Annotated in this window: 17 protein-coding genes; 8 read left to right on the top strand and 9 right to left on the bottom strand. The window is 68.2% G+C overall.

What is annotated here, in order from left to right; translation table 11 throughout:
* Positions 1 to 4: 4 nt before the first annotated feature.
* Genes M8A51_RS06795 through M8A51_RS06785 form a run of 3 tightly spaced genes read left to right on the top strand, consistent with a single transcriptional unit; the run spans position 5 to position 1,685 of the window.
* Positions 5 to 238, top strand: coding sequence for a hypothetical protein (locus tag M8A51_RS06795; RefSeq protein ID WP_368408528.1), 234 nt, complete (start codon positions 5 to 7; stop codon positions 236 to 238).
* A gap of 11 nt (positions 239 to 249) precedes the next feature.
* Entirely contained in the window at positions 250 to 705 is a 456-nt protein-coding gene (locus tag M8A51_RS06790) for a nuclear transport factor 2 family protein (protein WP_251777437.1), read from the top strand.
* The gene (locus M8A51_RS06785; RefSeq protein ID WP_251777436.1) at positions 702 to 1,685 is read left to right on the top strand and encodes an NAD(P)/FAD-dependent oxidoreductase; all 984 of its coding nucleotides are present in this window, start codon (positions 702 to 704) and stop codon (positions 1,683 to 1,685) included. The genes M8A51_RS06790 and M8A51_RS06785 overlap by 4 nt, the downstream gene beginning before the upstream one ends.
* Before the next feature lie 18 nt (positions 1,686 to 1,703).
* Here the strand turns inward: M8A51_RS06785 and M8A51_RS06780 are convergent, their stop codons facing one another.
* Both M8A51_RS06780 and corA read right to left on the bottom strand, forming a co-directional pair.
* Complete coding sequence (locus M8A51_RS06780; protein ID WP_251777435.1) at positions 1,704 to 2,171, bottom strand: HIT family protein; 468 nt, start codon at positions 2,169 to 2,171, stop codon at positions 1,704 to 1,706.
* Between the two features lie 19 nt (positions 2,172 to 2,190).
* Positions 2,191 to 3,153: a magnesium/cobalt transporter CorA gene (gene corA, locus M8A51_RS06775; protein WP_251777434.1), complete on the bottom strand. Its 963-nt coding sequence runs from the start codon at positions 3,151 to 3,153 to the stop codon at positions 2,191 to 2,193.
* A gap of 291 nt (positions 3,154 to 3,444) precedes the next feature.
* Between corA and M8A51_RS06770 the strand changes: the two genes are divergently transcribed.
* The 3 genes from M8A51_RS06770 (at position 3,445) to M8A51_RS06760 (ending at position 6,591) form a co-directional block, all read left to right on the top strand.
* Complete coding sequence (locus tag M8A51_RS06770; RefSeq protein ID WP_251777433.1) at positions 3,445 to 5,259, top strand: aminopeptidase P family protein; 1,815 nt, start codon at positions 3,445 to 3,447, stop codon at positions 5,257 to 5,259.
* A 336-nt stretch (positions 5,260 to 5,595) separates the two neighbouring features.
* Positions 5,596 to 5,775 (top strand): hypothetical protein, encoded by a 180-nt coding sequence (locus tag M8A51_RS06765; RefSeq protein ID WP_251777432.1) that lies wholly within the window; start codon positions 5,596 to 5,598, stop codon positions 5,773 to 5,775.
* Between the two features lie 102 nt (positions 5,776 to 5,877).
* On the top strand, positions 5,878 to 6,591 hold the full coding sequence (locus tag M8A51_RS06760; RefSeq protein WP_251777431.1) for an RNA polymerase sigma factor FliA: 714 nt from the start codon (positions 5,878 to 5,880) through the stop codon (positions 6,589 to 6,591).
* Here the strand turns inward: M8A51_RS06760 and M8A51_RS06755 are convergent.
* The 7 genes from M8A51_RS06755 to serA all read right to left on the bottom strand — a co-directional run bounded on the left by M8A51_RS06755 (position 6,572) and on the right by serA (position 14,028).
* A complete protein-coding gene (locus tag M8A51_RS06755) occupies positions 6,572 to 8,431 on the bottom strand; it encodes a putative bifunctional diguanylate cyclase/phosphodiesterase (protein ID WP_251777430.1) in 1,860 nt (619 codons plus the stop codon). The two genes, M8A51_RS06760 and M8A51_RS06755, sit on opposite strands and share 20 nt — an antisense overlap.
* Positions 8,432 to 8,440: 9 nt before the next feature.
* Positions 8,441 to 8,962, bottom strand: a complete 522-nt coding sequence (locus tag M8A51_RS06750; protein ID WP_251777429.1) for a YfiR family protein — start codon at positions 8,960 to 8,962, stop codon at positions 8,441 to 8,443.
* Positions 8,963 to 8,973: 11 nt separating this feature from the next.
* Complete coding sequence (locus M8A51_RS06745) at positions 8,974 to 10,977, bottom strand: TonB-dependent receptor plug domain-containing protein (protein ID WP_251777428.1); 2,004 nt, start codon at positions 10,975 to 10,977, stop codon at positions 8,974 to 8,976.
* Positions 10,978 to 11,134: 157 nt separating this feature from the next.
* Positions 11,135 to 11,530, bottom strand: coding sequence for a signal peptide prediction (locus tag M8A51_RS06740; protein WP_251777427.1), 396 nt, complete (start codon positions 11,528 to 11,530; stop codon positions 11,135 to 11,137).
* A 16-nt stretch (positions 11,531 to 11,546) separates the two neighbouring features.
* Positions 11,547 to 11,765, bottom strand: coding sequence for a hypothetical protein (locus M8A51_RS06735; RefSeq protein WP_251777426.1), 219 nt, complete (start codon positions 11,763 to 11,765; stop codon positions 11,547 to 11,549).
* A gap of 147 nt (positions 11,766 to 11,912) precedes the next feature.
* Positions 11,913 to 12,647, bottom strand: coding sequence for a phosphatase PAP2 family protein (locus tag M8A51_RS06730; protein WP_251777425.1), 735 nt, complete (start codon positions 12,645 to 12,647; stop codon positions 11,913 to 11,915).
* A gap of 151 nt (positions 12,648 to 12,798) precedes the next feature.
* Complete coding sequence (serA, locus tag M8A51_RS06725; protein ID WP_251777424.1) at positions 12,799 to 14,028, bottom strand: phosphoglycerate dehydrogenase; 1,230 nt, start codon at positions 14,026 to 14,028, stop codon at positions 12,799 to 12,801.
* Between the two features lie 233 nt (positions 14,029 to 14,261).
* On the opposite strand from serA, the gene M8A51_RS06720 reads away from it, so the two are divergent.
* Positions 14,262 to 20,522 (top strand): HAMP domain-containing protein, encoded by a 6,261-nt coding sequence (locus M8A51_RS06720; protein WP_251777423.1) that lies wholly within the window; start codon positions 14,262 to 14,264, stop codon positions 20,520 to 20,522.
* Positions 20,513 to 22,675, top strand: coding sequence for a response regulator (locus M8A51_RS06715; protein WP_251777422.1), 2,163 nt, complete (start codon positions 20,513 to 20,515; stop codon positions 22,673 to 22,675). The genes M8A51_RS06720 and M8A51_RS06715 overlap by 10 nt, the downstream gene beginning before the upstream one ends.
* Positions 22,676 to 22,681 lie beyond the last annotated feature (6 nt).

Raw genomic sequence — 22,681 nt, 5'->3', positions numbered from 1 at the left:
GGCCATGCTCGGCATCCGTTGTTCGGCGCTCGACGCCACCCCGCTGACCGCCCAGAACCGGTTCCGCCTGCCTGCCTTGATGCGGCCGTCCGACGCCGCGCGAGAGATGCTGCGTGGGTGGGAGGACGGCCAATTCGAGATCCACTTCCCGAAGCGTTTCACGCTCGGATTGAAGGCGCTGCAACACCTGCATGATCGCCTGTACTTCGCCGCGGTGAAGTGGGCGACAGGGAGTTAAGCTCTCGCGTCATGCAAGCCCCCGCACCCGCGCCCGCCCAGCACGAACCGCACGCCGCGCGGCTCGTCCACTTCTTCGAAACCATGACCCCTGCTGCGCTCGACCGGCTCAGCGAGATCTACACGACCGATTGCCGCTTCAAGGACCCGTTCAACGAGGTGCGGGGCCTCGATGCCGTCCGTCGCATCTATTCCCACATGTACACGACCCTCGACGAGCCTCGGTTCGAGGTGACGCATGCCATGACGCAGGATCGCAACTGCGTGCTGACCTGGAACTTCCGGTTCCGCTTCCGCCGCCGTGCCGAGGTGCAGACGGTGCACGGCACGTCGCATCTCGTGCTCGATGCCGACGGCCGCATTGCCGACCATCGGGACTACTGGGATGCCGCCGGCGAGTTCTACGAGAAGCTGCCGCTCGTTGGCGGCCTGATGCGCTGGCTCCGGCGCAAGGTGCAGTCGGCATGAGCGCCGCCCCCCTGTCCGCGACACGTCGCATTGCCGTCGTCGGTGCCGGGCTGGCCGGCCTGGCCTGCGCGCGCGCCCTGCACGAGGCAGGCGTCGCCGTCACGCTGTTCGACCGGCACGCCGAGCCAGGCGGCCGTTGCGCGACGCTGCGCAGCCCGGCCGGCCCGTTCGACCACGGGCTGCCGTGGCTCGCCGCGGGCACCGAACGCTACGCCGGGCAGTTGCGCGCCTGGTCGGACGCCGGATGGCTGGCGCCGGACCCGTCGGCGCCGGGGCGCTGGATCGCCCAGCCCACGATGCAATCGCTCCCCGCACGCCTGGCCGACGGGCTGCTGTTCGCCGGCAGCCTGGAGATCGCGGCCCTCGAACGCGACGGCCCGCACTGGTTGCTGCGGCCACACCAGGCGGCGCCGTTCGGGTTGGACCTGAGTTTCGACGCCGTCGTCGTGGCGATGCCCGCCGAGCAGAGCGTCCCGCTGCTCGGTGGCGACCCGGCGCTGGCCGACGCGATGCGCACGGTCAGAAGCGAGCCCTGCTGGACCGTCACCGCCGCCTGGCCGGTCGCGCTGCCGATCCGCGACGACGAGCTTCACAGTCCCGATGACGTGCTGCAGCGGGCCCGTCGCGACGATCGACGCCCGGGACGGCCGCGCCTCGACGGCACGCGCTGGGTGCTGCATGCGAACGCCTACTGGAGCGCGAACAACCTCGACGTGCGCGAGCCCGACGTCGTGAAGCGGCTGCTGGATGCCTTTGCCCGCGCCGTCGGGGTGCGCCTCGCACGCCCTTCATACGCCGCGGCGCAACTGTGGCGTCATGCCGAGGTTGCGCTGCCGCACACAACGCCTTACGGCTGGAACGCCGAACTGCAGCTGGGCGCGTGCGGAGATGCGTGGCACGCCCGAGAAGGCGCGCAAGGTGCTGAGCGGGCGTGGCTCAGCGGCAGGTCGCTCGGCGAGCACATCGCCGCCGGCGCCTGAGCATCGGCAGCCTGCAGCTCAGGGCGCTGCGGGGGGCATCGATGCCAGCGCGCCCCGCAACGCGGCTGCCTGCTCGTCCAGCCTGCGTCGGAACCCCGCGGTATCGGGTCGCGGCAGCGCCAGCGTCGTCAGGTGCCACAGCAGGCCGCCGATCGCTCGCAACGTGTCGCCGCCGTAGCGCGGAACGACATGCACATGCACATGCGGCACGGTCTGGCTGGCGCCTTCGCCGTCGTTGACGAGGAAGTGCTGCGCCCGGCTGCCGAGCGCGCGCTGCTGAGCGGCGGCGACGCGGTAGGCCAGCTGCCACAGGTCGTCGCGCGTGGCGGCGTCGAGTTCCGCCAGCGTGCGCACCGCCTGGCGCGGCACCACGAGCACATGGCCACGGCTCATCGGGCGGATGTCCATGAAGGCGACACAATGCTCGCCTTCATGGACGAAGCTGGCGCGCAGTTCGCCGGCGAAGATGCGCTGGAAGACGTTCACGCTGTGCCGTGCCCGCGGGCTACTTCAGCCAGCCCTTGCGGCGGAAATACCAGAACGGCGCGATCACCGAGACGGCCATCAGTGCGATCGAGAACGGGTAGCCGAAGCGCCAGCTCAGCTCGGGCATGTGCTGGAAGTTCATGCCGTAGACGCTGGCGATCAGCGTCGGCGGCAGCAGCGCGACGCTGGCCACCGAGAAGATGCGGATGATCTTGTTCTGATTGATGTTGATGAAGCCGACCGTGGCGTCCATCAGGAAGTTGATCTTGTCGAACAGGAAAGCGGTGTGCGAGTCGAGCGAGTCGATGTCGCGCATGATCTGGCGTGCATCTTCGAACTGCTCGGCGTTCAGCAGCCGACTGCGCATCAGGAAGCTCACCGCTCGGCGCGTTTCCATCACGTTGCGGCGGATGCGGCCGTTCAAGTCTTCCGACCTCGCGATGGCGGCCAGCACCTCGCCGGCTTCGGTGTCGCTGACGTCCGCCTTCAACACCCGCGTGCTCACCGCTTCGAGGTCGTCGTAGATGCCTTCGAGCGAGTCGGCCGAGTACTCCGCATCCATGTCGTAAAGCTTCAGCAGCACGTCTTTCGCGCCTTCGATCAGCCCCGGCATGCGCCGCCCGCGCAAGCGCAGCAGACGGAACACCGGCAGGTCCTCGTTGTGGATCGAGAACAGCACGTTGTCGCGCAGGATGAACGCGGCGCGCACGTTGCGCGCGCCGTCGTCGTCCTCGATCAGGAAGTCGGAGCGGATGTGCAGCTCGCCGTTGTCTTCTTCGTAGAAGCGGGCCGATTCCTCGAGGTCTTCGCTGGTCACGTCCTCGGGGATCTGCAGCCCGAAGCGGCCGGATATCCAGCCTTTCTCCTCGGGCGTCGGCGACTCCAGGTCGACCCACACCGGCTGCACGCGTGCCAGCGATTCGGGGCGGTCGATCTCTTCCTGGTAGAGCCGTCCGTTGGACAGCGTGAAGACGTTGAGCATGGAATCTCCAACCAAGGCCGGCCGCAAGAGCATGCAGCCGGCTGGGATCTGCGGATCAGGGCGTTGGGAACGAACCGTCTCGCCCCGACCGCTGCGCCACTGCGCTGGCTGGAGCGGACGGTCACCGAGGGTGACAACTGTCCAAGGAAGTCTCCGGGATTCGAAACAACCGCGGATTATGTCATCGCCCCGTGACGAACAGCAATCCGTGCGCCGGCCCCAGGGCTCACGGGGCGCGGCCGGAAGGAGTAGGCTGGCGTCATCGTTTGCATTGCACCGATCAACACCGCGATGGACACCCTCGAAGCCCGCCCCGCCGCCGTCCGGCAACGCCTTGCCGCGTTGCGTGCCGCCCTGCAACGCCACGGCCTGTCCGCCTGGCTGGTGCCGTCGGCCGACCCGCATCTGTCCGAGTACTTGCCCGAGCGCTGGAAGGCGCGCGAATGGCTGAGCGGGTTCACCGGCTCGATGGCCACGCTGGTCGTCACGCCGCAGTTCGCCGGCCTGTGGGCCGACAGCCGCTACTGGGTGCAGGCCGAAGCCGAACTCGCCGGCAGCGGGATCGAGCTGATGAAGATCCCCGCCGGCAACAGTTTGCTGCACGTCGACTGGTTGGCCGCCAACCTGCCACCGGGCCAGTTGGTCGGCGTCGACGGCCAGGTGCTCGGGCTGGCCGCCGCACGTGCGCTCCAGGGAGCGCTGGACGCCAAAGGGGTGCGGTTGCGCACCGACCTCGACCTGCTCGACGAGGTGTGGCCCGAACGACCGGGGCTGCCCGCGCCGCCGGTGCGCGAACACCTGCCGCCGCATGCGCCGCTGTCGCGGGCGGACAAGCTCGCGTCGTTGCGCGAGGCGATGCGGAGCGAAGGCGCGCAGTGGCACCTGATCTCCACGCTCGATGACATCGCCTGGCTGTTCAACCTGCGCGGAGCAGACGTTTCCTACAACCCGGTGTTCGTCGCGCACGCCCTGGTCGGGCTCGACGAGGCCACGCTGTTCTTGCAGGAGGCCAAGGTGCCGCCCTCGGTGCGCGAGGCGCTGGGCCGCGACGGCGTGCGCCTCTCGCCGTATGAGCAGGCACGGCTGCGCTTGCAACAGCTTCAAGGCACGCTGCTGCTCGATCCGCGCCGCATCACGCTCGGTTTGCGGCAGGCGGTGCCTGCCGCAGTGCGGGTGGTCGAGGCCGTGAATCCGACCACGTTCGCCAAGTCCCGCAAGACGCACGCCGAAGCCGAGCACATCCGCGCGACGATGGCGCAGGACGGCGCGGCGCTGGCGGCGTTCTTCGCCGCCTTCGAGCAGGCGCTGCAACGCGGCGAGCGGCTGACCGAGCTGGACGTCGACGAGCGCATCACCGCGGCCCGGGCACAACGGCCGGGCTACGTGAGCCCTAGCTTCTCGACCATAGCCGGGTTCAATGCCAACGGCGCGATGCCGCACTACCGCGCCACACCCGCTTCGCATGCGGTGATCGAAGGCGACGGACTGCTGCTGATCGACTCCGGCGGGCAGTACCTGGGCGGCACCACCGACATCACACGGGTGGTGCCGGTCGGCATGCCGAGCGCGGCACAACGGCGGGACTTCACGCTGGTGCTGAAGGCGATGATCGCCTTGTCGCGTGCGCGCTTTCCGCGCGGCCTGCGCTCACCGCTGATCGACGCGATCGCGCGGGCGCCTTTGTGGGAGCACGGGCTGGATTACGGTCATGGCACCGGGCATGGCGTCGGCTACTTCCTCAACGTGCATGAAGGGCCGCAAGTGATCTCGTATCACGCGGCGCCGGAGCCTCACACGGCGATGGAGCCCGGGATGGTGACCTCGATCGAGCCGGGGCTGTACCGGCCGGGGCAGTGGGGCGTGCGGATCGAGAACCTCGCGCTCAATGTGCCGGCGCTCCACACCGAGTTCGGCGAGTACCTCGGGTTCGAGACGCTGACGCTGTGCCCGATCGACACGCGGTGCGTGGAGCGGACGCTGTTGCGGGCCGACGAGGTGGCGTGGTTGGATGGGTACCACGCAACGGTGAGAGAGAGGGTGGCACCGCTGGTCGGCGGCGAGGCGCTGGCCTGGCTCGTGGAGCGCACGCAGCCGCTGGCCGGCTGACGGCGCTGCGCCGCATCCAGGGACTGCAGCCCCGCGGGGGCTGTGCCTGCCGCAGCGGCGGATGGTTGGGAAACGAGTGGTGCGTTTCCTGTCGCGGCGAGCTCCATGGCACTGCCGCACGGGGAGCTCGCGCCCGCGCCATTCGCGACTTCCGGCCGCGAAGCACGTCACACCTCACCGCGATGCGCGCATACCCGCACGCCCTCGCCGTCGCAATCACGCTGTCATCCTGTCGGAAAATTCCTGACATTCGGTCTAGTGCCCGGCCACTGTGGAATCCCACGACCAGTGACTACAGTTCTCGACATGCCCCAGACGATGCCAGGAGACCTCGATATGCAGCCGCTCGATTCCGCCGCCAACCCGTTCGCGTTGATGACTGATCCGCAAGCCGTGCTGCAAGCCGTCCAGCGCTCCGACCGTCTGGCCCGTTTGCAAAGCCGCGTCTACCGTCCGCTGGACCAGACGCCGCTGGGCCACCCGCTCGAGCGCGATTCCGAAGACGCGATTGCGTGACGCGCCGCCCTTCGGGGCAGCCCTGACCCCCTACTGACGACCTGATCTGCCGAGCATCGCGCTGACGCGCGAGGGCGAGGCTTTGCCCGGAGCCTGACCGCCATGCTGACCGAAGTACGCCCGACGATCGACACGCTGCTGCGGCAGCACCGCCCGATGGTGCGCCGCCTCGCGCAGCGGTTGATGTCTCGCCTGCCGGCGAACGTGGAACTCGACGACCTGCTGCAAGCCGGCATGATCGGCCTGGCCGATGCGCTGTCGCGCACGGAGACCCTGGCAGGGCCGCAGTTCGAAGCCTTCGCGGCACAACGCATCAATGGCGCGATGCTCGATGAGCTGCGCGCCGGCGACTGGGCCAGCCGCGACATGCGGCGCCAGCAGCGCGGCGCGAGCGTCGCGGTGCAGCGGCTCGAGCAGCGGCTCGGCCGCGCACCGCAATCTTCGGAAGTGGCGAACGAGCTCGGCGTGACGCTCGCGGACTACCAGTCCTTGCGTGCGGCGCTGCGTGATACGCAGTTCGTCTCGCTCGAGGATGTGATGGGCGACGAGGACTCCGATGGCAACGCGCTGGAAGAACACGTCGCCGACCCCGACGCCGACCCGGTGCGCCATGTCAACGAATACCGCCGCCGGCAAGCGCTGGTGCGCGCGATCGAGGATTTGCCCGAGCGCGAGCGCCAGGCCCTCAGCATGTACTACGAGCACGACATGAGCCTGAGAGACATCGGCGCGGTGATGGGCGTGACGGAATCGCGCGTGTGCCACCTGCACGCGCAAGCCATCCGGCGCCTGCGCGTCAAGCTGCGGGAGTGGTGAGCCGCTGTTGCGGCTGAACCGGCGCAGCGCGCAGCGCCGCAGGCACGGCCTGCGCAGGCAGGGGGCGCGACATCAGGAACCCTTGCAGCAGATCGCAGCCGAGCGACAGCAGACGCTCACGCTCGGCCTCGGTCTCCACCCCCTCGGCCACCACCTGCATGCTGAGCGCATGGGCCACATCGATGATGGAGCCGATCAGCAGCACCGCCTCTTCCGAACGCTCGATGTCGCGCACGAACGAGCGGTCGATCTTCAGCTTCGGACACTTCAGCCGACGCAGGAAGCTCAGCGAGCTGTAACCCGTACCGAAGTCGTCGATCGCCAGCAGGTAGCCGCCGCGACGTAACGCGCGCAGCACCGAGTCGGGGTCGGCGATGTCTTCGAACACTGCCGTTTCGGTCAGCTCGAACTCCACGTCTTCCGGCGTCAATTGCAGGGTGTCCAGCGCCTGCATGAAACGACGCCGGTGGGCGTCGCGCCGGAACTGCGTCGACGCGAGGTTCAACGCGACGCGTGGCACGGCAAGGCCCTGCGCCTTCCAGGCGTCGATGTCGGCGCGCAGCACGCGCAGCGCCTCGAGCCCGAGTTCGACGATCAAACCGGTACTCTCGGCCAGCGCGATGAACTCGCTCGGCGGCACCATGCCGCGCACCGGATGCTGCCATCGCGCCAGCGCCTCCATCCCGGCAATGCGGCCGGCCGGGTCGTACACCGGCTGGTAATGCAACTGCAGTTGCCCGGCGGCCAGGCCCGCGCGCAGTTCGGCCTCCATCACCGAACGGCGGCGAATCTCCTCGCCGAGCTGCGCCGAGAAGAAGCGGAACGCGTCCTTGCCCTCGCGCTTGGCCTGGTACATCGCCGCATCCGCACACTGCATCGCGTCGTCAGCCGTGCGTGCATCGCGGGGCAGCAACGCGATGCCGATCGAAATGCTGACGCGCAGCGTCTCGCCCTCGAAATCGATCGCCCGCGGCACCTGCTCGACCAGATCGGCCGCGATGCGCGACGCCGCCTCGCCGGGATGCGACGATGCCTCGATCAGCAGCCCGAATTCGTCGCCGCCGATGCGTGCGACCATGTCGCCCGGACGCACGATGCGCCGCAGGCGCTCGCCGACCTCCCGCAGCACGCGGTCGCCGCCGCCGTGACCGGTGGCGTCGTTGATCTGCTTGAAGTTGTCGACGTCGATGAACATCAGCACCTGCAGACGCCCCTGCCGGTTGGCACGCTCGACGGCCGCGCTCAGCGCGTCCTGGAACGCCGCGCGGTTGGGCAGGCCGGTCAGCGCGTCGTGCAGCGCGAGGTACCGGTTGCGCTCCTGCGCGGCGCGCACCGTCGCCCGCAGGCCACGCGAGACGAAACTCGACAGCCCCAGCGCGATCGCCATCACAGCCACGCCGCCGGCCCAGAACTTCGCCAGGTCGCGCAGGATGCCGCTGCGGTCGGCATGCACGACGAGCCGGCCGACCGTCTGGCCGCCGACGGTGATGGCGTGCTGCACGGTCTCGACGCCGGCCCAGCGCTGCAGCCAGCCATGGTCGGGCCGCGCGTGCCGGTAGGTCGCGAACACCGTGCCGTCCGGCCGCAGCAACTCGGCGCTGAGCACCTGTCGCGCCACCTGCAGGCTGGCCAGAGCTTCGAAGGCGTCCGGCGCGGCATTGAAGATCAGGGCCGCGCTCGTGTTCTGCCCGACGATCTGCGCCTGGGTGCGCATCTCGGTGCGAAAGCGCCTGTCCAGCTCGACGTATTGAACGGCGGTCAGCAGGAACACCGCCAGCAGCATGGCGCCGCAGGCGATCCACACGTCGCGGTGGTAGGCAATGAACGAACGTGCACCCATCCTGCGTCCTCAATCGTCCTTGACGAAACGCGCCAGACGCAGCAGCTTGGCGCTGAATTGAAGACCGGCCCGGCGCGCCGCAGACAGACCGATATCGAAGGCGACCCGTCCGCCATCGGTCTGCAGGTTCAGCATCACTCCCTCCTCGATGAGCCCCAGTCGGTCGCCGACCAGCAGCACCGCCGTACCGCCTTGTGCGGCGACCGCGGCCGGCGCCTGCACGCCGACGTAGGCGGCATGGCATTGCGCCGCCTGTTGAGGAAGCACTTTGCGCACCCGCAGTGCACGTCCGTGCACGGACTGCCCGGCAAGACGCAGCAGCGCCGCCGACAAGGCGTCATCATCGAAATAGCACAGATCGAACGGCTGGGCGGCCGGCAGCCGCTGCGGCGGCCAGCTCACGAACAGCAGCACCCGGTAGACGATCTGGGCTTTGACGTCGGGTTCGCTGCCGGCCGTCTGCGCGCTTGCCGGACGGCCGGCGAGCGCGGCCAGCAGACCGAGAGAGATCAGCAGGCTGGAGGGCTTCATCGCGGCGGCCTTCAGAAGCGCCCCTGCCAGCTCAGCTGCAGCCGGCGACCGGATTGAGGCACGCGTTCGAAGGCCAGGCCCGGCGTCGCCGGGTCGTCGTAGTGCACGTCGCCGAGATTGGTCACGCGCAGCTGCCATTCTGCGTGCGGCGAGATGTGGCAGCGCAGCATGGCGTCTGCCAGGACGCGGGCATCCAGCCGCTCGCCACCCCGCGTGCGACGCGACCCCATGGCATTCAACTCGACGCCCAGCAGCCACCTGCCGGCAAACGGCACGCCGGTGCCAGCCTTCAGCAGCCAGCGCGGGGCATTGCTCAAGCGCTCCCCGCCGGCGCGTGCTTCCTGCAAAACCGCGCTGGCGCGGACTTCGATCGAACCCGGGCGCGCGTGCTCGACCTCCACTTCCACGCCGACGGCGCGCGCCGAGCCGACGTTGCGGTATTGCTCGTAGTCCTCGCCGTCGACCGGCTGCATCTCGATCAGGTCGCGCAGTTCATAGCGATAGAGGCTGGCAGACAGCCGGGTGCGCTCGTCGAGCGCCTGCTCCATCGCCAGTTCGACCGTCACGATATGTTCACGCTCGAGGTCCGGGTTGGCGATCTGCGAGAAGCCGCCGTCCTCGTAGTAGCGCTCGCTCAGATTGGGCGTGCGGAACGCCCGGCCGACCAGCAGTTTCCACGCACGGTGACCATCGGGCCGGTACACCAGCGCCGCCCGCGGCGACAGCTCCGGCGAGAAGTCCTCGGTCACGTCCAGCCGCAACCCGGTGGTCAGCGACCAGCGCTCGGACAGCCGGTACTGGTCCTGTACGAACGCGCCGACGGTGTACGGACGGCTGTGGTGCGACAGGTAGGTCTCGTTCGGGTCGACGTCGAAGTTGTGCAGGCGGGCGCTCAGGGCCTTGCGGCCCTCGACGCCCATCACGATCGTGTGGTTCAGCCAGCCACGCCACGTTGTCCGGTACTCGCTGGCCAGCCAGGTGGCCCGCAGGTCGTCGACATTGCGCACCTCGGGGTCTTCGTAGACGTAGCGCCCCTTGAACACGTAGTGCCCCAACGAGACGCGGGCTTCGGGATGCCAGTTGCCCATGCTGCCGGGACTCCAAGCCGCCTCGATGAATGCATTGCGGTCGACGTGATCCGTACCCGAGCGGCCGAACGCCGTGCCGTAGGCTGCCGTGGCCAGGTCCTTGCGCCGTTCCATCGCCGAGAACTTGAACTGCCACGGGCCATCGCGGTACTTGCCGAGCAGGCTGCCGTACTCCATGCCGTCGAGACCCGAGACGCGTCCCGAGGGATTGCCGGCGCTCGCATACGCCGGCAGGCGCAAGGTGTCGCCATCAGTGCCGTACAGGGCCACGCCGACGAAAACATCCTGCCCGCCCTCCAGCACCGCTCCATAGTGGCCCACCGCGCGGCGCGTGCCGCGCGAGCCGGTCCCGAGCTTGACGCTGGCGCCCGGTGCGTCGGCACCGTCGAGCGTGACGACATTGGCGATGCCGAACAGCGCGTTGCCGCCATACACCGACGACGAGGGCCCGGCGATGAACTCGACGCGCTTGATCCATTCGGCCACGATGGGGAACTCGTAGTCGGGCAGCGCCTGGTCGAAGATGACATCGTTGACCCGGTAGCCGTCGACCAGCGTCAGCATGCGGGCGCTGAAATCCCCCGGTCGGTTGAAGCCGCGCACGCCGAGCGCCGAGTACGCGCGATCGTGCGTCACGTACAGCCCCGGCACCACCTTCAGCACATCGGCCAGCGTCTCGTGCCCCCGCGCCTCGATCTCCCGGCGCCGCACCATGGTGACGTGCGCCGGAGCGTCGAGCGTGTTCTGCGAGTACTTCGAGACGGAGTCCACCTCCTGCGTCACCAATTGCTCGAGCACGGACAGGTCGTCCTCGGCCGCTCGAGGTTGGGCATGGGTGCGCGTCGCCGCGCACGCCAGCAGGGCCGCGACGCAGACAACGGACAGCTCGGGAAGAAAGGAAACTGGCGCGAAGGACTGCAAGCGCATGGCGTGGGACAGCAAGTGGCCGACGATCCGCGATCGCCTGTCCCGGTATCGGCATCGCACGGTCGTACTTGAGCCGCCGGCATGCCGCAGTGTGCTGTCCCTCACGTTTGCGGCCCGCGGGCGCGCCGCCGCTGCGCGGCCGGCGGGTTTCACGGCCTCAAGGCGTCTCCCGGAACGCCTGGCGCTCGAAGTGGTTGTCGAGGTACGGGTGCCGTCCGCGCAGCCACTGCCAGGCGCTGGAGGCCGCATACAGCGGCAGGAAGAACGGACCATAGCGCTCGTACTGGCGGACGTGCACGTGCTCGTGCCGCCGGCACGCGTCGAGCGAGGCCCGGTCGAGCCCGAGGATCACGTGGCCGAGGGTGAGCGCCGAAAATCGCACGGCCGGCGGCAGGCGGCCCGCCAGACGGCCCATGCGGCCGCCACCGACTTCCAGCGCGCCCTGGACCACTCTCGCATGGGCACCGCCCGCATAGAAGGCGGCCGCCAGCAGCAGGCCGAGGGCAGTGGAAGGGGCTGCCCAGGCATAACGCGCGAACCCGGCCGGCGTCATGGCAGCCCCGTGTCGATCACTCGCCGAGGACCTCGGCGAGTTCCTTGCAGGAAGGCTTGCAGACCATCTCGGTCTTGCCGAGCAGCTTCTTGGACTGCAACTGGTCAGGGGTGCGGTGTTTGCCACACTTGAAGCACGAACGGGTGTTGGCCTTGCTCGCGAACGGCGAACCGACCGTCTTCGAGCGGTAGCGCAGGCCATCGTCGTTGATGCGGGTGGTGACAGTCTTGGTCATGAATGAGTTGCCTCCAGGGAGACCTGTGCAATTGAGGACTAAAGCGTGATTTTCCAGCCTGGAGGCCCTTCACGCCAAACCGGACGGCCGCCGGGGGTCATCGGCGCCGCAGGTTGCAGGCTCGAAAAGCACCGAATTGCCATGTTTTCACGCCCCGCCGGCCTGCCCCGACCGGCGCCGCCACCACTGTGACGCCAGCAGGCAAGCCGCTGCCCAGGCGGCACCCAGCGACCAGCCGGCCAGCACGTCGCTGGGCCAGTGGACGCCCAGGTAGACCCGGCTGAAGCCGACCAGCATGGTCAACAACACGGCCACGCCGAGCAGGTAGAACGCCGCGCGACGGCTCGGCTGCAAGCTCGCGAGCAAGGCGCCGAGGGTCAGGTAGACCACCGCCGACATCGTTGCATGGCCGCTGGGGAAGCTGAGAGTGAGCACCGGCACTCCATGCGGCACCAGATCCGGGCGGGGCCGTTCGATCAGCCATTTCAGCCCGTGGCTCGCCGCCAGCCCGCCGCCGACGGCGCACGCGACCATCAGTGCGGTGCCCCATTTGCGCATCAGCACGAGGTAGCCCGCCGCGGCCAGGGTCACGAGGGCGAGCACGGCGGTGCTGCCGAGCGCCGTGAGGTCGCGCATCGTCAGTTCGAGCCACCAGGGCCCCCACGGGTCGCCGGGGTCGTCGGCGTGCCGCAGGGCCAGCAGCAACTTGCGGTCGAGCGTATCGGTCTCGCCGTCGATGACCTCGTCGGCGAGTTCGATGAAGGCCCAGGCGGAAAAGGCCGCCAGCAGGGCCAGCAGCAGAGGCGCCAGCAGGGCGCGACGCTCGAGCGCTTGCCGGACGGACTGGGCAGAGCGCCACGCCGTGGCGGGGAACTTGCGCATGTGGGCTCGCATGGTGCGTGGTTGCGGTTGGTCGCTTCTTCGGTACGGCTGCGTGGCTACGTGCCGGGGCGGACTCCCGGCGCGGCAGCGCAATGAAGCACACCGGCGCACGCAGCAAACCGGAGGGCCTCGCGGCCCGAACCCCACCCCGTCAATACAAGATCCGGCACCGTATCGTCCCCTCCACCGCACACAACTCATTGAGCGCCACCTGGCTCGCCGCCGCATCGATATCCACCACCACGTACCCCACATGCTCGGTGGTCTGAAGATACTGGGCCGCGATATTGATCCCCGCCGCCGAGAACCGCTCGTTCACGCGGGCCATCACACCCGGCACGTTGTGGTGGATGTGCAGCAACCGGCACGTCCCGCCGTGCTGCTCGGGCAGCGACACCTCAGGGAAGTTCACGGCAGACACGGTCGAGCCGTTGTTGCTGTAGCGGATCAGCTTGGCCGCCACTTCGCGGCCGATGCTTTCCTGCGCCTCCGACGTGGAGCCGCCGATGTGCGGCGTCAGGATCACGTTCTCGAACCGGGTCAGCGGGGACACGAACGCCGCATCGTTGCCCTGCGGTTCCACCGGGAAGACGTCGATGGCAGCGCCGAGCAGGTGCTCGCGATCCAAGGCGTCGACCAGCGCGTCGATGTCGACCACGGTGCCGCGCGAAGCGTTGATCAGGTAGCTGCCCGGCTTCATCTTCGCCAGTTGGGCAGCACCGATCAGGTTCTGCGTGGCCGGCGTCTCGGGCACATGCAGGCTGACCACGTCGGCCGCTTCGAGCAGATCGTCGAGCGTCGGGAGCGGGCGCGCATTGCCCAGGGGCAGCTTGGCCTCGACGTCGTGGAACACGACACGCATGCCGAGGTGCTCGGCCAGCACGCCGATCTGGGTGCCGATGTGGCCGTAGCCGACGATGCCGAGCGTCTTGCCGCGCACCTCATACGAGTTGGCGGCACTCTTGACCCAGCCGCCCCGGTGCAGCACGGCGTTCTTGTGCGGAATGCCGCGCAGCAGCATCACGATCTCGGCCAGCACCAGTTCGGCCACGCTGCGCGTGTTGGAGAACGGCGCGTTGAACACCGGCACGCCGCGCTTCGCGGCGGCCGCCAGCTCGATCTGGTTGGTACCGATGCAGAAAGCGCCGACCGCCACCAGCTTGGGCGCACGGGCAAAGACCTCTTCGGTGAGGTGGGTGCGCGAGCGGATGCCGACGAAATGCGCATCGCCGATTGCCTCGAGCAGCGCTTCGCCGGCGAGCGCCTTCGGATACGCCGCCACTTGCTGGTAGCCATCGCGGTTCAACGCTTCCACGGCAGACGGGTGGATGCCCTCCAGCAGCACGAATTTCAACTTGTCCTTCTCGACCGACAGGCGCATGCGCACGGACTCCTACTGTTGTTAAGCGTGATAGGCAGGCACACAGTGTGCCGAACGGGCGCCCTCGCCGTTGCGGGCCGCCGCCGTCGCCCTGACGGCGGCGTGCTTACCGAGCCGCCAACCGGTGCGATCGGCAGCGCAATAAACACAAATAGTTACACGACACAAGGAAACCCTCGTCGAGAGTACCCGCTTGCAGGGGTTGGACCGCTGTTTTGTCGCAAGGAGAAGTCATGAACGCACCCGAGGCCGTTGCAGTGGGGAGCGGTTCCGAGGAACTGGCGTCACTGCTGTCCGCATTGACCGCCTTGCGACGAGGGGACGCGAGCGTGCGTTTGCCGTCCGACTGGAGCGGGCTGCACGGGCGGGTCGCCGAGGTCTTCAACGACGTGGTCGAGCGCAATGCCGAGATGGCGCACGAGATCGCGCGCTTGCGCCAGGTGGTCGGCAAGGAAGGCAAGCTCAAGCAGCGTGCCGCCCTGGACGGTGCGCACGGCTTCTGGCGCGACTCGATCGACTGCATCAACTCGCTGATCGACGACCTGGTGCACCCGACCAGCGAGGTGGCGCGCGTGATCGGCGCGGTGGCGCAAGGCGATCTGTCCAAGAGCATGGCGCTCGAAGTCGAAGGCCGCCCACTGGAGGGCGAGTTCCTGCGGACCGCGAAAACGATCAACAAGATGGTCGAGCAGCTCGGCAATTTTTCGGCCGAGGTCACGCGCGTCGCGCGAGAGGTCGGCACCGAAGGCAAGCTCGGCGGCCAGGCCAAGGTCAAGGGCGTCGCGGGCACCTGGAAGGACTTGACCGACTCGGTCAACTCGATGGCCGGCAACCTGACCGACCAGGTGCGCAACATCGCCGACGTGACGACCGCGGTCGCCAAAGGTGACTTGTCGAAAAAGATCGATGTGGATGTGAAGGGCGAATTCCTCACCCTGAAGAACACGATCAACACGATGGTGGACCAGTTGCGCTCCTTTGCGTCCGAGGTGACGCGGGTCGCGCGCGAAGTCGGCACCGAGGGCAGCCTGGGCGGCCAGGCACGTGTGGAAGGCGTCTCGGGCACGTGGAAGGACCTGACCGACTCGGTCAACTCGATGGCCGGCAACCTGACGTCCCAGGTGCGCAACATCGCCGACGTGACCAAGGCCGTCGCCGCCGGCGACCTCTCCAAGAAGATCACCGTCGACGTCAAGGGCGAGATCCTCGAGCTGAAGAACACGGTCAACACCATGGTCGACCAGCTGCGGTCCTTTGCCGCCGAAGTGACGCGGGTCGCCCGCGAGGTCGGCAGCGAAGGCAAACTCGGCGGCCAGGCCGACGTGCAGGGCGTCGCCGGCACCTGGAAGGACCTGACCGAGTCGGTCAACTCGATGGCCTCCAACCTGACTTCGCAGGTGCGCAACATCGCCGAAGTGACCACGGCCGTCGCCGCCGGCGACCTGTCCAAGAAGATCACCGTCGACGTCAAGGGCGAGATCTCGGAACTCAAGAACACCATCAACACGATGGTCGACCAGCTGCGCTCGTTCGCGGCAGAAGTGACGCGGGTCGCTCGTGAAGTCGGCACCGAGGGCAAGCTGGGTGGCCAGGCCGACGTGCAGGGCGTCGCCGGCACCTGGAAGGACCTGACCGACTCGGTCAACTCGATGGCCTCCAACCTGACTTCGCAGGTGCGCAACATCGCCGACGTGACCAAGGCCGTCGCCGCCGGCGACCTGTCCAAGAAGATCACCGTCGACGTCAAGGGCGAGATCCTCGAACTGAAGGCGACGATCAACACCATGGTCGACCAGCTGTCGTCGTTCGCGGCCGAGGTGACGCGCGTGGCACGCGAGGTGGGCACCGAAGGCCGGCTCGGCGGGCAGGCCGAGGTGCGCGGCGTCTCGGGCACGTGGAAGGACCTGACCGACTCGGTCAACTCGATGGCCGGCAACCTGACGTCCCAGGTGCGCAACATCGCCGACGTGACCAAGGCCGTCGCTGCCGGCGACCTCTCCAAGAAGATCACCGTCGACGTCAAGGGCGAGATCCTCGAACTGAAGGCGACGATCAACACCATGGTCGACCAGTTGCGATCCTTCGCCGCCGAAGTCACGCGTGTGGCGCGCGAAGTCGGCACCGAAGGCAAGCTGGGCGGCCAGGCCGACGTGCAGGGCGTCGCCGGCACCTGGAAGGACCTCACCGAATCCGTCAACTTCATGGCCGGCAACCTGACTTCGCAGGTGCGCAACATCGCCGAGGTGACCACGGCCGTCGCCGCCGGCGACCTGTCCAAGAAGATCACCGTCGACGTCAAGGGCGAGATCTCGGAACTCAAGAACACCATCAACACCATGGTCGACCAGCTCTCGTCGTTCGCCGCCGAGGTGACGCGCGTCGCGCGGGAGGTCGGCAGCGAGGGCAAGCTCGGCGGACAGGCCGACGTGCAGGGGGTGGCCGGGACCTGGAAGGACCTGACCGAGTCGGTCAACTCGATGGCCTCCAACCTGACCTCGCAGGTGCGCAACATCGCCGACGTGACCAAGGCCGTCGCGGCCGGCGACCTCTCCAAGAAGATCACCGTCGACGTCAAGGGCGAGATCCTCGAGCTGAAGAACACCGTCAACACCATGGTCGACCAGCTGCGGTCCTTTGCGGCTGAAGTGACTCGCGTTGCACGAGAGGTGGGCACCGAAGGAAAACTCGGCGGACAGGCCGACGTGCAGGGCGTGGCGGGCACGTGGAAGGACCTGACCGAGTCGGTCAACTTCATGGCGGGCAACCTGACCTCCCAGGTGCGCAACATCGCCGAAGTGACCACGGCCGTCGCGGCCGGCGACCTGTCGAAGAAGATCACCGTCGACGTCAAGGGCGAGATCCTCGAGCTGAAAAACACCATCAACACGATGGTCGACCAGTTGCGCTCCTTCGCCGCCGAGGTGACGCGCGTGGCACGCGAAGTGGGCACCGAAGGCAAGCTGGGCGGCCAGGCCGACGTGCAGGGCGTCGCCGGCACCTGGAAGGACCTGACCGATTCGGTCAACTCGATGGCCTCCAACCTGACGGTGCAGCTGCGCGACGTGTCGAAGGTGGCGACGGCCATCGCAATGGGCGACCTGACGCAGAAGATCACGGTCGACGTGCGCGGCGAGATCCTGCAGATCAAGAACGTGATCAACACCATGGTCGACCAGTTGTCGTCGTTTGCCGCCGAGGTGACGCGCGTCGCGCGCGAGGTGGGCACCGAAGGCCGGCTCGGCGGGCAGGCGCAGGTGCGAGGCGTCTCGGGCACCTGGAAGGACCTGACCGACAACGTGAACTTCATGGCCGGCAACCTGACCTCGCAGGTGCGCGGCATTGCGAAAGTGGTGACCGCGGTGGCCAACGGCGACCTGAAGCAGAAGCTCACGGTGGAAGCCAAGGGCGAGATCGCCGCACTCGCCGAGACCATCAACTCGATGACCGACACGCTGGCGACCTTCGCCGACCAGGTGACCACCGTGGCGCGCGAGGTGGGCGTCGAAGGCAAGCTCGGCGGGCAGGCCAAGGTGCCGGGTGCCGCGGGCATCTGGAAGGGCCTGACCGAGAACGTCAACGAACTCGCCGCAAACCTGACGACCCAGGTGCGCGCGATCGCCGAGGTGGCGACCGCGGTGACGCAGGGCGACCTGGCACGCTCGATCACGGTGGAGTCGCAAGGCGAGGTCGCAGCCCTGAAGGACACGATCAACGAGATGATCCGCAACCTGAAGGACACCACGCAGAAGAACACCGAGCAGGACTGGCTGAAAACCAACCTCGCGAAGTTCAGCCGCATGCTGCAGGGCCAGAAAGACCTGGTCACGGTGGGCCAGCTGATCCTCTCCGAGCTGGCACCGGTGGTCGGCGCGCAGCAGGCCGAGTTCTACGTCAGAGGCAGCGCGGCCGACGCCTCCAAGCTGAAGCTGCTGGCAAGCTATGCATCGGGCGGCCAGCACACCCACGGCAAGGAGATCGAGCTGGGCCAGGGCCTGGTCGGGCAGTGCGCGCTCGACAAGGAAAAGATCCTGCTGACCAACGTACCGTCACAGGCCTTTCGCATCGCATCGGGCCTGTCGGAAAGCGCCGCGATGGACGTGCTGGTGCTGCCGGTGGTCTTCGAGGGACAGGTGCGCGGCGTGCTTGAACTCGCGTCGCTGGAGCGCTTCAACCCGGTGCACGAAGCCTTCCTCGACCAGCTGACCGAGTCGATCGGCATCGTGATCAACACGATCGAGGCCAACAGCCGCACCGAAGACCTGCTGAAACAGTCGCAGTCGCTGGCCGAGGAACTGCAGAGCCGGCAGCAGGAGCTGCAGCAGACCAACCAGGAGCTGCAGGAGAAGGCCCGCTTGCTGGCGCACCAGAACCATGAGGTCGAACGCAAGAATCAGGAAGTGGAGCAGGCCCGGCAAGCGCTGGAAGAGAAAGCCGAGCAGCTGGCGCTGACGTCGAAGTACAAGTCCGAGTTCCTCGCGAACATGTCGCACGAGCTGCGCACGCCGCTGAACAGCTTGCTGATCCTGTCCGACCAGCTGTGCAAGAACCCCGACGGCAACCTGAGCACCAAGCAGGTCGACTTCGCCAAGACGATCCACTCGTCGGGCAACGACCTGCTGATGCTGATCAACGACATCCTGGACCTGTCGAAGATCGAGTCGGGCACCGTGGCGGTGGATGTCAGCGAGCTGCGGCTCGACGAACTGCAGCGTTACATCGAGCGCAGCTTCCGCCACTTCGCCGAATCGAAGCAGGTCGACTTCTTCGTGCGCCTGGAGCCGCCGGTGCCCAAGAGCATCGTCACCGACGTGAAGCGGCTGCAGCAGATCATCAAGAATCTGCTGTCGAACGCGTTCAAGTTCACGCATCAGGGGCAGGTGTCGTTCACGCTGACGGCCGCGCGCAGCGGCTGGTCGGCCGACCACGAGGAACTGAACCGCGCGGCACAGGTGATCGCCTTCGAGGTGGCCGACACCGGCATCGGCATCTCGCCCGACAAGCAGCAGATCATCTTCGAGGCCTTCCAGCAGGCCGACGGCTCGACCAGCCGCAAGTACGGGGGGACCGGGCTGGGCCTCGCGATCAGCCGAGAACTGTCGCGCCTGCTCGGTGGCGAGATCCGTCTCGTCAGCGCGCCGGGCAAGGGCAGCGCATTCACGCTGTTCCTGCCTCAAAGCCACATGCCGCAGCGCACGTCGCGGCCTCAGCGGCTGTCCGCGGCGCCCGCGCCGGAGGCGTTCCGCCCGACGCCGCTGGAGCTGGCGCTCGAGCCCGTGTCCGCCGCCGACGAGCCGCTGTTCCCCAACGAGGCCGACGACGACCGGGAAGACACCGGCCCCGACGACCGCCTGCTGCTGATCGTCGAGAACGACCTCACGTTCGCGAAAGTGCTGCTCGAGTCGGCCCGCCAGCACGGCTACAAGGGCATCGTCGCGAGCACCGGCGCGCAAGCGCTGGCCATGACGCTGCAGTACACGCCCAGCGCGGTCACCCTCGACATCTTCCTGCCCGACATGCAGGGCTGGCGCATCCTTGACCGGCTCAAGGCCGACCTCCGATTGCGCCACGTGCCGGTCGTCGTCGCGTCGACCGACGAATCGCGCGAACGAGCCTACGCCGCCGGGGCCTCTGCCTTCCTGTCGAAGCCGCTGCAGTCGAAGGACCTGGTCGACCAGGCGGTCGGCGGACTGCAACGCCACGCCGGGCGCCCGCAACGGGTGGTCGTCGCGATGCCGGCTTCGCGCGAGCGGCAGGAGTTCCTCGCCTGCCTGCGCGACGTGGACGTCACGCTGGTCGAGCAGGCCGCAGCGCTGGCGCAGGCGCTGGCGTCGAGCGACCCGGACATGGTGGTGGTGGACGCCCGGCTCGGCGGGCTCGACCCCGGCGCTCTGCGTGAAACGATCGAAGCGGGCGGCCCCGGGCTGCCGCTCGTCTTGCATGCGCCCGCCCACGAGGCCGCGCATGCCGCGCCGGTCTGGCGCCTGCCGCCCGCCTCGCGCGTGGCCGACTCGGTGATCCGGCTGTTCGACCACACCGCGTTCTTCCTGCACCGCGACCTGGCGTCGATGCCGGAGCCCGAGCGTCACGCGCTCGAGGAACTGCACCGCGACAACCAGGTGCTGCACGGACGCAAAGCGCTGATCGTCGATGACGACATGCGCAACATCTTCGCGCTCGCGACCGTGCTCGATGACCATGGCATGCGGATCGTCTCGGCCGAGAACGGGCGCGACGCGATCCGGCTGGTGCAGGAACAGCGCGACATCGACATCGTGTTGATGGACATCATGATGCCGGAGATGGACGGCATCGCGACCATCCAGGAGATTCGCAAGCTCCCCGGCGGGCGCGAACTGCCGATCGTTGCAGTGACCGCGAAAGCGATGAAGGGCGACCGCGAGAAGTGCCTGCAGGCAGGCGCCTGGGACTACCTGTCCAAGCCGGTCGACACCCCGCATCTGCTGGCCGTGCTGCGGAGCTGGCTGTGCCGCTGACACCCGCGGTGGACGAGCGGGACGACCCGCCGGGCAGCATCCTCATCGTCGACGACCTGCCCGACAAGCTGCTGGTGCTGCACACCGTGCTCGAAGACCTCGGGCAGCACCTGGTGTTCGCGCGTTCGGGCAGCGACGCACTGCGCGAGGTGCTGCAGCGTGAATTCGCGGTGATCCTGCTCGACGTCAACATGCCGGACATCGACGGCCTGGAAACGGCCCGTCTGATCCGCAGCTACAAGCGCTCCGCACACACGCCGATCATCTTCATCACCGCGTATGCCGACGAGATGCAGACCGCCCGCGGCTACTCGCTCGGCGCCGTCGACTACATCCTGTCGCCGGTGGTGCCGGAGGTGCTGCGCAGCAAGGTCAAGGTGTTCGTCGAGCTGTACGCGATGCAGCAGCGCGCGCGCCGCCAGGCCGAGGAACGGGTGGCGCTGGCCGCCGCCGAAGCGGCGCGTCATGCCGCCGAGGAGCAGTCGCGGCGCCTGTCCTTCCTGGCGCAGGCCAGCCGCGTGCTCGGCGGCTCGCTCGATGCCGAGGTCGCCGCGCGCGAACTGCTGCGGCTGCTGGTGCCCGAGCCGGCCAGGCTGGCGCTGCTGGTGCGCACCGACGACCACGGTGCTTTGCGTCATGCGTTGGTGCAAATGGACGACGCGCCCGCGCAGGAATGCGACTACGAGGCCGTGCCGGCCGCCGCGCGGGCGCTGGTCGACCGCTGCATGCAGGCTCAAGGCCTGGTGCAGGCGGACGAAGCACCATGGCTGCCGCACTGGCTCGCCGACACGCCGGCTGCAGGGCTCGGCGCCGCTGCCGTGCCGATGATGGTGGGCCGCGAGATGCGCGGCGCGCTGCTGGCCGTCACGTCGCAGGCGGGCCGCTGGCATGTCACAGCGCTCGAGGAGTTGGCGGGCCGTGCGGCCATCGCCTTGGAAAACGCCCGGCTGTACCGCAGCCTGGAGAACGAGATCGAGGAACGCCGCCAGGCTCAGGCGGAGCTGCTGGAGGTCAACCGGCGCAAGGACGAGTTCCTCGCGATGCTGTCGCACGAGCTGCGCAACCCGCTGGCACCGATCCGCAATGCGATCGAGCTGGTCCGCCGCGTGGCCCCGCCCGACCCGAAGATCGTCTGGGCCGGCGACGTGATGGATCGCCAGGTGCGGCACCTGACGCGGCTGGTCGAGGAACTGCTCGACGTGGCACGCATCAACCAGGGCAAGATCGCGCTGCACCGCGAACCGACCGAGCTGGCTGCAGTGGTCGCGCATGCGGTCGAGACGACGCGCCCCTTGATCGAGGCCCGCCGGCACGTGCTGGAGGTGTCGTTGCCGCCGCAGCCCGTGTGGCTGCAGGGCGACTTCGCCCGCCTGTCCCAGATCGTCGCCAACTTGCTCAACAACGCCGCGAAGTACACCGAGGAAGGCGGCAGCATCGAGTTGCGGGCCGCCATAGACGCCGGCGAGCTGTGCCTCTCGGTACGCGACAACGGCGTCGGCATCGATGCGCGGTTGTTGCCGAGGGTGTTCGACCTGTTCGAGCAAGGCGAGCAGACGCTGGACCGCAGTCAGGGCGGGCTGGGCATCGGCCTGACGCTGGTACAGCGGCTCGTGGCATTGCACCAGGGCCGGGTCGAGGCGCACAGCGCGGGGCTCGGCGCCGGCTCCGAGTTCCGCGTCTTCCTGCCCTGTCTGAGTGTGGTCGAGGCGCACCGCCCTCCCGCCCTCGAGGTGCACGGCGTTCAGGGCGACGGCGTGCGCGTGCTGATCGTCGACGACAACCAGGACGCGGCCGACAGTGTCGCCGTGGTGCTGTCGCTCGACGGGCACGAAGTGAAGACCGTCACCGACGGCCTGCAGGCGCTGGCCTGCGCACCGGTCTACCAGCCGCACGTGGTGCTGCTCGACATCGGATTGCCGGGGCTGGACGGCTACGAGGTCGCGCGCCGGCTGCGCCAGATGCCGTCGACGCGGTCGGCCCTGCTGATCGCGCTGACCGGCTACGGCCAGCAGGAAGACCGCGAGATGGCGCTGCAGTCGGGATTCGATCGCCACCTGGTGAAGCCGGCGAACCCGATGGACATCGGACGCGAGATCATGCAGTGGAAGCGGCGTGCGGCACCCGGCGCAGACACGCGCGCAGCGTCTCCCTGAAGCGAG

Origin of the sequence: Caldimonas mangrovi (assembly GCF_023721835.1) — a bacterium.
Classification (GTDB): Bacteria; Pseudomonadota; Gammaproteobacteria; order Burkholderiales; family Burkholderiaceae_C; genus Caldimonas; species Caldimonas mangrovi.
Note: the sequence above shows the minus strand (reverse complement) of the source record. Positions and strands in the feature narration are given on the sequence as shown.